The organism is Xenorhabdus sp. XBWT, assembly GCF_059072735.1.
In genome coordinates this window covers 1,917,247-1,929,929 of record NZ_CM180990.1, presented here as the reverse complement: position 1 = coordinate 1,929,929, position 12,683 = coordinate 1,917,247, and the positions used below count along the sequence as shown (strand labels likewise).

3 protein-coding genes and 1 pseudogene are annotated in these 12,683 nt (G+C 44.8%); 2 read left to right on the top strand and 2 right to left on the bottom strand.

All coding sequences use genetic code 11. The annotated features are described in order from the left end of the window. The first annotated feature begins 8 nt into the window (after positions 1-8). Complete coding sequence (locus AC5JQI_RS08895) at positions 9-8,654, top strand: amino acid adenylation domain-containing protein (protein WP_493914460.1); 8,646 nt, start codon at positions 9-11, stop codon at positions 8,652-8,654. Positions 8,655-9,136: 482 nt separating this feature from the next. Here the strand turns inward: AC5JQI_RS08895 and AC5JQI_RS08890 are convergent, their stop codons facing one another. Further along, on the bottom strand, positions 9,137-10,888 hold the full coding sequence (locus tag AC5JQI_RS08890; RefSeq protein WP_493914459.1) for an ABC-F family ATP-binding cassette domain-containing protein: 1,752 nt from the start codon (positions 10,886-10,888) through the stop codon (positions 9,137-9,139). A gap of 683 nt (positions 10,889-11,571) precedes the next feature. Beyond that, the gene (locus AC5JQI_RS08885) at positions 11,572-11,880 is read right to left on the bottom strand and encodes a hypothetical protein (RefSeq protein WP_493914458.1); all 309 of its coding nucleotides are present in this window, start codon (positions 11,878-11,880) and stop codon (positions 11,572-11,574) included. Positions 11,881-12,302: 422 nt separating this feature from the next. Between AC5JQI_RS08885 and AC5JQI_RS08880 the strand changes: the two are divergent. Next, a pseudogene (locus AC5JQI_RS08880) lies at positions 12,303-12,579 on the top strand (transposase); the annotation flags it as partial. Positions 12,580-12,683 lie beyond the last annotated feature (104 nt).

The window sequence follows — 12,683 nt, the reverse complement described above, 5'->3', positions numbered from 1 at the left end:
AAATGTTGATGCTATTTAAAGAACTTAACAAAAATCATGTATCAGTATGGGTCTGTGAGAATAAATTAAAACTGGCATTTACAGGGGAAGCTCCCCCTGTTCAACTTATTGATGAAGTTAAGCAGAGAAGAGAAAGCATATTAGATTTTTTAAACGAAAAAAGTATCTTCTCTGAAGAAGAATTTAACCGTTTCATTTCCAATGAAAACCGCACTGATTTGGCGGGTTCTGCCATCTCGCCCAAAAATAAAATTGCAGCGATATTTTCTGCCACCAGCTTGCAGCAGGGTTTTATCTATCATCATCTGGCACAACCAGAGGACGATGCTTACCGTGTACAACTTCTGTTGGATTACCATACTCATGTGGATCTTGCCGTCTATCAGCAAGCATGGTCTCTGGCGTCACTGCGTTTTCCTATCCTCAGAACCGCATTTGATTGGGAAGGAAAAATATTACAGATAGTGACAGAAGGTTCCAGTATTGGATCGAAGCATTTTACGACCAAAGATATCAGCCACTTGTCAGAAGAAGAGCGAAACAAGGCGATTGATGCGATCCAACAAAATGACCGTATCTTGTCTTTTGATTTAAGTCAGCCGGGATTAATCCGTTTCACTTTCATCAAACAGGATGAACAGCTCACAACTGTTTTGGTCACGCTACATCATTGCATTATTGACGGCTGGAGTTACCCGATTTTATTGCAAACCGTGCATGAGTATTACAATGAACTTACGCAAGGACGCACACCAAAAATAGTGGCAGATAAAGCCTATCTGGCAACCCAGCAATATTATCTGGATCATAAATCAGAATCCGAGGCTTATTGGGCTGAACGCAAATCTCAATTCGGCAGAATGAATGATTTTTCATCCTTGTTAAGTCATCGTGTTGATTTAATGCAGATAAAAACCGTTGAAAAACCTGCCGAACAGATATTCACGATACAGGGAAACACTTATGAGCAACTAAAAGATACGTGCCGGACGCAGGGAATCACTCTGAATGTGGCACTGCAATTCGCCTGGCATAAACTTCTGCACAGTTACACCGGGGATGAGCAAACCATTGTCGGCACCACCGTATCAGGACGCGATGTACCAGTGGAAGGAATTGAGTCCAGTGTTGGCTTGTATATCAATACGTTGCCACTAATGGTGCAATGGGATCAAGCAGACAGTATCGATGCTGTTTTACAAAATATCCAGAAAGATATTGCCGCACTCAACAGCCACAGTGATATCTCTCTATCTGACTTGCAATCTAATGGAGAACGGTTATTCCATAGCCTGCTGGTCTTTGAAAATTATCCTCTTCCAGAAGCGAACGAAAACAAGGAAGGTATAGAGCACACCCTGACATTCCGCCGTGCTGTCGAAAAAGTAGATTACCCGGTTCTGTTGATGTCTTACGAACACAATAACTGTTTAACAATAAAATTCAGTTATGGTGAAGACTGGCTGACGGAAAAACAGGCACAACGTTTGCTTTGCCAGCTTGAGCGGGTTCTGCACGCGGTAGCATACAACCCAGGCCAGCCACATACATCAATAACTTTCCTCAGTAATGAAGAACATCATACTCTGCTGCACAGCTGGAACCAGACGGATGCGCCTTATCCGCAGGACAAGACCCTGCAACAGCTGTTTGAAGCGCAGGCCGCCCAACGCCCCGAGACCATCGCCGTCATATTTGAAGAGCAACGGATAAGCTATGGTGAACTCAACCGGCGTGCCAACCGTCTGGCTCATCACCTGATGGCACTGGGGGTACGGCCGGATGATCGGGTTGCCCTTTGCCTCGAACGCAGCCCGGACATGGTGGCGGGGATACTCGCCATCCTCAAGGCGGGCGGAGCCTATGTGCCGCTCGATCCGGCCTATCCGGCAGAACGGCTGGCTTATATGCTTGAAGATGCCGCTCCCGTGGCCTTATTGACGCTGACCACTCTGGCTGAAAAACTGACCCGCACCATCCCGACAATATTGCTCGATAATCAGGCGCTGTGCCTTGAAACCCTGCCGGACAATAATCCGGATACGCAAGCACTGGGGCTGACATCACGCCATCTGGCCTATGTGATCTACACCTCCGGCTCCACCGGACAGCCGAAAGGCGTGATGGTCGAGCACCGCAGTGTCCTGCGCCTGATTATCAACAATGGCTTTGCCGATATCGGTCCCGATGACTGCATCGCCCATTGTGCCAATATTTCATTCGATGCCGCCACGTGGGAAGTGTGGGCTGGTTTAGTACAGGGTGCCCGTCTTCTGCTGATCCCGGAAAAAATTCTGTTGCAACCCACCCATTTTGGTCAGTGCCTGTCATCAGAAAAAGTCAGCGCCCTGTTCCTGACCACGGCCCTGTTTAACCAATATGCGCGTTTAATTGCCCCGTCATTGTCAGGCCTGCGTTATGTCCTGTTCGGGGGCGAAAAAAGTGATCACCGGGCCGCCATCCGCCTCAGAGCGGAACAGGCGCCCACCCACCTGCTGCATGTTTACGGGCCGACAGAAACCACCACATTCGCCACGGCCTACAATATTCCAGTGATCGAAGATGAAAACGGAACACTCCCTATCGGGCAGCCTATCAGTAATACCCGCATTTATATCCTGAACAAACTGGGCCAGCCCGTTCCCATCGGGGCAGCGGGGGAAATCCATATTGGGGGCGATGGCGTTGCCCGCGGTTATCTGAATCGCCCTGAACTGACGGCAGAGCGTTTCCTCATCGATCCGTTCTCCCCGGAGCCGGGGGCAAGAATGTATAAAACCGGTGATCTCGCCCGCTGGTTACCGGACGGCAATATCGAATACCTTGCCCGCAATGATTTTCAGGTCAAGCTGCGCGGTTTCCGCATTGAGCTGGGCGAAATCGAAAATGCCCTGACCTCCCACCCACAAGTCAAGCAGGCGGTAGTCACTGTACATGAAAATAACGGGCATAAAGTACTGGCGGCTTATCTGGTCACAGAGGGAACGTTGTCAGATGAAATGCTGACTGGGCACTTATCCGAACGCCTGCCTGAATATATGCTGCCAGCCAGTTTTACCCGCATGGAATCCATGCCGCTGACCCAAAACGGTAAAGTGGATCGCCGTGCCTTACCTGAACCAAGTTGGGGAAACAGGGATAACCATGTCGCGCCCCGCAATGCACTGGAAAACCAGCTATGTGCTATCTGGAAAGAAGCATTGGGGCTGGAATACATCGGCATTGAGGATAACTTTTTCCGCATTGGCGGGGATTCAATTGTCAGTATCCAGCTGGTTTCCAGACTGCGTCAGGCCGGCTTCTCCCTTCAGGTTAAATCGATTTTTGAAGCACCAACCGTGGCTCAGTTAGCTCAATTGTTAATACAAACTTCTGCTACAGAAAAAGTCGTTGCAGAGCAGGGACTATTAAACGGAAGTTTTGGTCTGCTGCCTATCCAACAGGACTTCTTCAACTGGAATTTATCGAGTCCACACCATTGGAATCAGGCATTTATGATCCGGTTGCCCGGCGATATCAATCACGCCACGATTGAACAGGCTTTAACTATCCTGACTGAGCGACATGATATGTTACGTGCCTGTTTTATTGGTACAAAGCATACCGACACAAAATCAGCCCGTCGCCAATGTTATTTCGCAGAAATGCCGTCTTGGCTGCCTACATTACTGCGTTGTGATATCAGCAAGTTAAATAAAGCTGAACTGCATCAACAATTGACCCGATGGCAAAGTGGATTCGATTACAACAACGGGCCATTATGGCAAGCGGGTCACCTGACCGGATACGCTGATGGCAGCGCCCGTCTGTTCTTCGCATTCCATCACCTGATTATTGATGTGGTGTCGTGGCGAATTATTGCTGAAGATATCCGTCGGTTTTTACAAAACGAAACATTGTTGCAAGGCGAAACCCTTCCGGCGAAAACCAGTAGCTATCGGCAATGGGTTAATGCCGTCCATCACTATGCAGAATGCCATCAGCAAGAAACTTCCTACTGGCAGCAGGTTACCGCAGGAAACAATACCCACTCTGCATCAGGAGAAGCCAGTCATCACACGCTGGGCATCTCCACTGAGTTGACTGACGTTCTGCTGCGTGAAGCTAATGCAGGTTATCAAACCGAAATTAATGATTTACTACTCAGTGCCCTCACACTGGCATTACATGCCGTTTTCTCAAAACCGATCAATCACATCACACTCGAAGGCCATGGTCGGGAAACCATCGACAGCACACTCGACGTCTCCGAAACCGTTGGCTGGTTTACAACTGTATATCCTGTTCGTCTGGTCATGCAGGCTGATATTGCAGAAACCATTATTCACACCAAAGAAATGCTTCGTGCGGTGCCAAATAAAGGCATTGGTTATGGAACGTTACGGCAGGCCGGATATTTAACCGGCGATTTGCCGGCGATCAGTTTCAACTACCTCGGACAATTAGGCGGAGAAACCGGGCAAAACTGGTCACTGACCAGCGATGATTGCGGAACGGTAGTGGCAGACGATAATCATAGCCATTTGTTGCTGAATATTAATGGCCTGATTCAAGCGGGCAAACTGCAATTCAGTGTCAGTTCCCGCTTGTCAGAAGCGCAAACAAACATGTTTATCACAGCCTTTGAGCAAGCTCTTCATTCAGTCATCACAACGGGTCAGAAACAAGCTAAATCCGGGGGAGTAAAAACCCCCAGTGATTACGGTATTGAAGGGATTTCAATCAAGCTGTTACGCCATCTTCAACAGAGATACCAGATTGAAGCATTGTACCCAGCCACCAGCTTGCAACAGGGATTTATTTATCATCATTTGACCCAGCCGCAAGATGATGCCTACCGTGTGCAACTCCTGTTGGATTATCACACACAACTCGACATTTCTGTCTACCAACAAGCTTGGATTCTGGCTTCGCTGCGTTTTCCCATCCTCAGAACAGCATTTAACTGGGAAGAAGAAATTTTGCAAATCGCAACTAAAGACGCGAGTATCAGTGCAGAAAATTTCGAGATCAAAGATATCAGCCAATTATCAGCAGAAGAACGGAGCAAAGCGATTGAAGAGATCCAACAGCATGACCGTACCCTGCCTTTTGATTTCAGTCAGCCCGGATTAATCCGTTTTACCTTAATTAAACAGCATGAACATCTGATAACAGTTCTGATCACACAACACCACTGCATTATTGACGGCTGGAGTAACCCGATTTTATTGCAAACCGTACATGAGTATTACAACCAACTGACACAAGGCCGTAATCCCCAAATAGTGGCAGATAAAGCTTATCTGGCAACCCAGCAATACTATTTGGATCATAAATCAGAAGCTGACGCGTATTGGGCTGAACGCAAGGCACAATTCCACGTCATCAATGATCTCTCAGCGTTGTTAAGCCATGATGTTGATTTGGCACAGATAAAATCGATAGAAAACCCAATGGAGCAAACTATCACCCTACAGGGGGATGTTTATCAGCAGCTTAAAAAAATGTGCCGTGAGCAAGGTATTACGTTAAATGCCATGCTGCAATTTGCCTGGCACAAATTACTGCACAGTTACACCGGGGATGAACAAACCATTGTGGGAACCACAGTATCGGGACGCGATGTGCCGGTAGAAGGTATTGAGTCCAGTGTCGGCTTGTATATCAATACCCTGCCATTGATAGTGCAGTGGAGCAAAACAAACAATATTCTCAGCACATTACAAGACATACAGCAAGATATCGCTGCGCTTAACAGCTACAGTGCCGTACCACTCACCAACTTACAATCTGACGGGGAGCGTTTATTCCACTCCTTGTTGGTTTTTGAAAATTATCCTGCGCCCTCAATTGGTGAAGGCACGGACAGCGACCGTATCGAAAATACCTTAACGTTCCGCAATGCGATCGAAAAAACCGATTATCCATTATCGCTGATAGCCTACGAACCCGATAACAGTCTCATCGTGACATTGAATTATGGCGAAGAATGGATAACCCATAAACAAGCACAACGTTTGCTTGATCAGGTTGAACGTATTCTGCATGCCGTCGCCTGCGATCCGTACCAACCGCATACATCAATCATGCTCCTCAGTGAAGAAGATCGCCATACCCTGTTGCACAACTGGAACCAGACGGATACGCCTTATCCGCAGGACAAAACCCTGCAACAATTGTTTGAGGCTCAGGTAGAAAAAACACCTGATAGCGTAGCACTGGTATTTGAAGGAGAAACACTAACCTACTGCCAGCTCAATGAGCGGGCAAACCAATTGGCTTGTGTCATCCGTGAATATTACCAACAACGGCTTAATGCGCCTATGCAGGCAGATACACTAATAGCCCTTTATCTTGATCGCAGTCTGGAGATGGTGGTCAGTATTCTGGCCGTACTGAAAGCCGGCGGCGCTTATGTGCCCATTTCACCGGAATATCCACCGGAAAGAATCCGCTTTATTCTGTCCGATATTGCGGCTTCTTGTGTTATTACCCAGCAACGACATCTGACGGCACTGGCGGAATATTCTCAAACACTTTCAGAGCAACCAACACTGATATCGACAGATGATCGGATTATTACGGCAGACCTGCCAATGGAAAATCTGACGCCAATCAACAAGCCCAACGATCTGGCGTATATCATCTATACCTCTGGCACCACCGGTCAGCCCAAAGGCGTTATGATTGAGCATTTCAGCATCAATAATTTAAGCCAATTTATCGCCCGAACACATTTGCTGTGCCCGCAAACCAAGGCGCTGTTTTTCTCCAATTACGTATTTGATGCTTCTGTCTTTGAGATCTTCCCTGCCTTACTGGCAGGCAGTTCCCTGTTTATTGCTCCTGTCTCTGTGACAAAAGACAGTGAACAACTGTTGGCATTTATCAATACGCATGAAATTACCAAGGCGTTTATTCCAACCGCTTTGATGAACCATTTTTCCACTCAATTGCTTCAATCTACTTTGCAGATTATCCATACTGGTGGCGAAGCCTTGAATGCACTGAATTTACGCCCAGAAATTACAGTATTCAATCAATATGGTCCGACTGAAATTACCGTCTGTGCAACCCAGCATTTATTGCAGGACGGAGATCGGGCTATCGGCAAAGGCATCGACAATACTCGTCTGTATGTGCTTGATGGTGATGGCAATCCAGTTCCCATCGGAGCACCAGGAGAGCTGCATATCGGCGGTGCTGGCCTGACCCGGGGATACTGGAATCGGCCTGAACTGACCGCTGAATATTTTGTGGCAAATCCATTTGCTACAGCAGAAGATAGAGCCAAAGGTTACACCCGCTTGTATAAAACAGGTGATATCGTGCGCTGGTTGCCAAACGGTGAACTGGAATACCTTGGACGCAACGATTTTCAGGTCAAGATCCGCGGTTACCGTATTGAACTGGGAGAAATCGAAAGCGCCCTCACTGACCATCCTCAGGTGAAACAAGCGGTGGTGATTGACCGTGAACATAAAGGGAATAGTATTCTTGCGGCTTATCTGGTAACAGAGGTCACGGACGGCGAATTATCCGATGAGAACCTGATTAAACACCTTTCCTTCTGTTTGCCTGAATACATGATACCCAGTAGTTTTACCCGAATTGAGTCCGTACCATTAACGCTGAACGGCAAGCTGGATCGTCGCGCCCTGCCAGAACCCGAATGGGGAAACAGGGACAGCTATATTGCTCCCCGCAATCAACTGGAAATTCAGCTATGTGCTATCTGGCAAGAAATACTGGGTATAGAACGCATTGGTATCGCGGATAATTTCTTCCGTATGGGTGGTAACTCGCTGATGGCGATTAAACTGACCGGAGCCATGCGCAGTAAAGTAGGTATTGATATTCCTTTAAATATCCTGTTTAGCCATAAATGTATTTCTTTGTTATCCCAATGGCTGGAATCAGGCCGTTCTCAAGCCAATCTGCTTAATTTTTTAACGCCAACATCAACGGCGAGAAACAAATTATTTATGATCCATGCAGCCAATTGCGGGAGTGAAGTCTATGAACCTTTGGCGAATGCCTTATCTGATATCTATAACTGCATAGGCATCGATAATTATAATCTCTGTACAGACAATCAAATTGACTCATTGCAGCAGATAGCCCAAATCTATATGAAGTTAATTCTGAGCGAAACGTCTATTGAGGAACCTATCCGGATTTTAGGATGGTCACTGGGTGGGCAATTAGCGATGGAGATTGCATTCCAATTTGAACAGCTCGGTGCAAAAGACATTCAGTTATTTATATTGGATACCATCATTAATAATGATGAGATAAAAGATCTAAGAAATAACCTAAATATGTCATATGCCTATAATGAAATTACACGCGTATTGCATGAAAAGGGAGCAAGCGACACTTATATCAATAAAGTGTTAGAAACCGTACCCATTGAATGCAAAATGGTCAATTGTGATTTAAGTGGAAAATTAACACATTCGAAAATAACTTTATTTAAAGCAGGTAAAATAAATCCGGGCCATAAAGAAGGGGTTGGATTATTGATAAATCAATTGGTAGCGAAAATACCGGACAATAATCTTTCACATTGGTTACACGCTCCATTGACTATCAGAGTGGTTGATGATTGTTATCACGAAAATATTGTCAGTGCAGTTTCCATTATTCGTAGAGAAATCATAAACACATAACTTAAGGATAATAAATACAAGTTAATTTGATGACAATATGAAGCCAACAGAGCTGGTTTCATATTGTCCTACATCCCAGGGCAGAATCATTCACCAATATCATGGGAAAACAAAGATTATTAAGCCCTTGTATGATATTTATAGGAAAATTCATATACGGGTTCTTAATAATTAATTTTTTCAAAACATTCATTCAATATACTGTTTTTTTATTATTTTTCTTTGTGGTGTCTTGAATGCATTTTGGGATAAAGACGCGTTGAATAAGCCCACATTGCCGGGAAATTTTTTCTAAAAGACCGTCATACTATACAGAGAGGGCTTCGGCCTCACCGGAAGATTACTTACTGTTGTGGACTCCCATCAATAGAAAGGGTTGAAAAATGGATTTTTAATGAGGTGATGCGAGCCTTGCAGAAAGGTCAGGCATCACCGTAGTATTACCATTTTCAGGTCAGCGTACACCTGTTACGAATAACGAATTACAGGTTCAACTGAGCTTGTATTTTCTGTATCTCCTCTATCCATTGTTGCTGAAGGTGTGGTTTCTGATGAGTCATCTTGCGATTCTTGTCAGCTTCCAGTTTTTCTTCAAGATGAAACAGTCGCTCCAGTAATTGTTCCTCCAGTAACAATAAGGCTGGTTGTAACCCACCGTCGGCAATATGAGATGCATAGCCGATGTACTCATTCTGTTTACTTGGCTGCTGGTTTATCTGTTCAATTTGCTGATAAATAGCCTCAACATCGTGATACTCTTCCAACTGGTTGTTATTGATAAACCAGAAACGCTGACAACTGTTTTCGATCAACCAACGATCATGGCTAACAACGAGTAATGCACCACCAAATGTCGCAATTTGTTCGCACAGAGCTTCTTTACCCTCAATATCCAAGTGGTTGGTCGGCTCATCCATTATAAGCAATTCATACTTTGCCAGACTCAGCCCTACAAACAGCAACCTTGAACGTTCACCCCCACTGAGAGTAATCACTTTCTGTTGATGGCGCGGGTAAGCAAAACCGGCACCAATCAAAGCCATCTTGCGCTGTTCGTCTGTCAGTGCTGCAAATGGACGTAATGCATCTGTCAGGCTGTCATTATCATGCAATTGGTGTAACTGTTGATCATAATAGCCTGCTGTAATGGTTGGATGGAATTTGATCTCGGAACTGTGGCGTATTTCTGAGAGATAACGTTGCCATAGCAATTGTAAAAAGGTTGATTTACCGCAACCATTGGCACCGATGATAGCAATGCGATCACCACTCTTTACCTGATGAAAACGAGTAGTAAATAATGGGTTCAGATTATCCTGTACCGTGACTGTGGCATGGTCAAGTTCAAGAACGCGATCAGCCTGAATAGGCTGGCCGGTTAGTGTCAGCTGCCACTGGTAACCTTCAGTTAACACTGTCTGTACATCTTTCAGACGCTCAATCTGTTTTTCCATCTGTTTCGCTTTACGTGCCAGATCCTCGTTATCATAAACGCGCCCCCAGATTGCAAGGCGTTTGGCACTGGCTGCGATACGATTAATTTCTTTCTGTTCAGACCGGTGACGATGCTCATCACTCATATCTTTTTCTGCAAGAGCCTGACGAGCCCTGGAACAGGGTAAGCGATAAAAATGAAGAGTCTTGTCGCGCAATATCCATGTGCAATTGGTGACTTTATCAAGCAGAGCCTGATCGTGGGAAACCAAAACAAAACTCCCTTTCCAGGATTGAAGAAAATTGCCGAGCCACAATAGGGTAGGTAAATCCAAATGATTACTTGGTTCATCCAGTAATAGCAGGTCTGGTTCCTGTATTAATGCTCTGCCCAGTAGCAAACGTGTGTGTTGCCCACCACTGAGCTGACTAACAGGCTGTGCCCACTGGGTTTCAGCAAAACCCAGCTGTGTCAGGAGAACTTCCGCACGCCAGCGTTCTGTTGTACGTTCATCAGCAGGTAATTTTTGCAGAACCACATCAATCAATGGCAAATTTTGCAGATCTTCTGATAAATGTTGCTCGATAAAGGCAGTCACACAGTGACCGGCATAGTGAATTGTGCCATTGTTGGGAGAAAATTGTGTTGTCAGTAACTTTAATAGCGTACTTTTTCCACTTCCATTATGGCCAATCAAACCGATATGGTCGCCAACCTGAACAGTGAAAGAGACATCGTTCAGTAAAGTTGTAGTTGGAGTCTCATAATGAATTGATTTTACAGATAATAATGTGCTCATGGCTTACTCATTTTTTAGGCATAAAAATACCCGGGTAAAGTCAGGACGACAACCCTGTAAGCTGAGGAAGGAATTTTTGGATAGCTTCGCTCAGGCAGAATTATCGCAGTGAAATACTGTGAAAGCCTGAGCTATGGCGATTACCAAAGGAGTGTGAGTATTCGATCAAATCACACAACATCATAATTAGCCTCCTTATTTTCCAAGTTTAAAGGTGGTGCCATCATAGCAAACCTGTTCATTTTTTGGCAAACAATAAATGAACAGGTTTGTGTAAAACACAAGTGTGAATTCAGAGTAATAAATAAATCAGCTTTCATTAGAAATAATGATTATAAGTAATATGAATGAATTACAGTAAATTTATTTAACTGAAGCAATAGGGTTGTGATAGTAAAGCCTTCAAGTGGTTGAATACCTGACGTTGCTTATTCGCAAAGATGATGCTGAATTAAAGAACCAAATACAGGCGTTATCAACGCGGCAGTATGAAAAGTGTGGTGACAACCTCTCCGTGGCCGAAAGTTGCTTCTATGGTGAGGCTGCGTGCTGGACTACGTGGGGCTGGCATAAGGTAACATTATAATTTTGATGGTGTGACATGTCACGAAGCAGTGATCAATCCCGCCGTTAAACGGCGGGAATGTGATATGAGTAAATACTGTCAATATCAGCGTCATTTTTTAAAGCCAAAACTGGCGAATACTACCAACAGCGGCGCGCACATCTCTGGCATGGTGATTAACATTATATTCAAACCAGATGTCGTTAAGATATAAGGTGTATCCCATATGGTGGCCAGTTTCATAACTTACACTCTTTAGGTTGCCCCGTGAGTCGAGTACAATCCATAAAATAGGGTAATTATAGCGTGAACCTCCAGTAACAAAGTTAGAATAATATAATTGTCCTATTCCCTTTTTTCTCCACTGCCTTCCCTGACTTTTTTCATATTCAATAAAGCTCCCAATACGTCCCAAAGAATAAGCCATAAAATTTTCCTTAAGCAGGATGTCTAAGAGTAGTATTAATTTATAAACAAAAAGGTGCAGTTTTTCTCTTGCATAAATTACTTCACCCCATGCACTAATTCGCAAGATCAAACAAGGATCTCAACTCCCCGCCAAGCACCAGTACTGGCGTCTCTTGGATGATCCCTTGCAAATGCATGAAAAAACTGCATTTATTGAACAGGCGCGGCGGCGTATAATAGTCGCGTACTGCTCAAATCTCATACCTCAATAATTATATTTGAAACTATTTCATTTGGGCAAAAAAAGACCTCTACACAGTGAAGTGGCACACTAATTTTGGTCACTGTAATAGAGGTAATACTCTCGCTTCGACAATTCAACAGATGACATAATGAAAAAAAAGTTTCAGCCCCGAATTCAAATTAGAGTCAGCTCAATGAGTGCTTGCTCAAAACTACAGTATTGCAGAAGCTGCCAGAGCGATGAATGTCAGTAAATCGGCCTTGGGGAGCTGGGTTCGTCAGCTGAGTCTGGAACGGCAAGGCAAGGCCCCCACAGCCCTGCCCATCACGCCAGAGCAAATTGAAATTCGCGAATTAAAAAAGAAACTGCAATGGATTGAAATGGAAAATAAGTATTAAAAAAGGCTTCAACACTCTTGATGTCCGACTCCCTGAACAGTTCTCGTTAATCGAACAATTCAGGGTGCTTTATTCGCATCGGGAGCAAGATGTAGCATATCTACGATCTCACATCTAATCGGGGGCGTTTGGCGAAAGGGAAATTAAAGTACGCTAAGCAAAAAATGCCAGGTTGGGTTG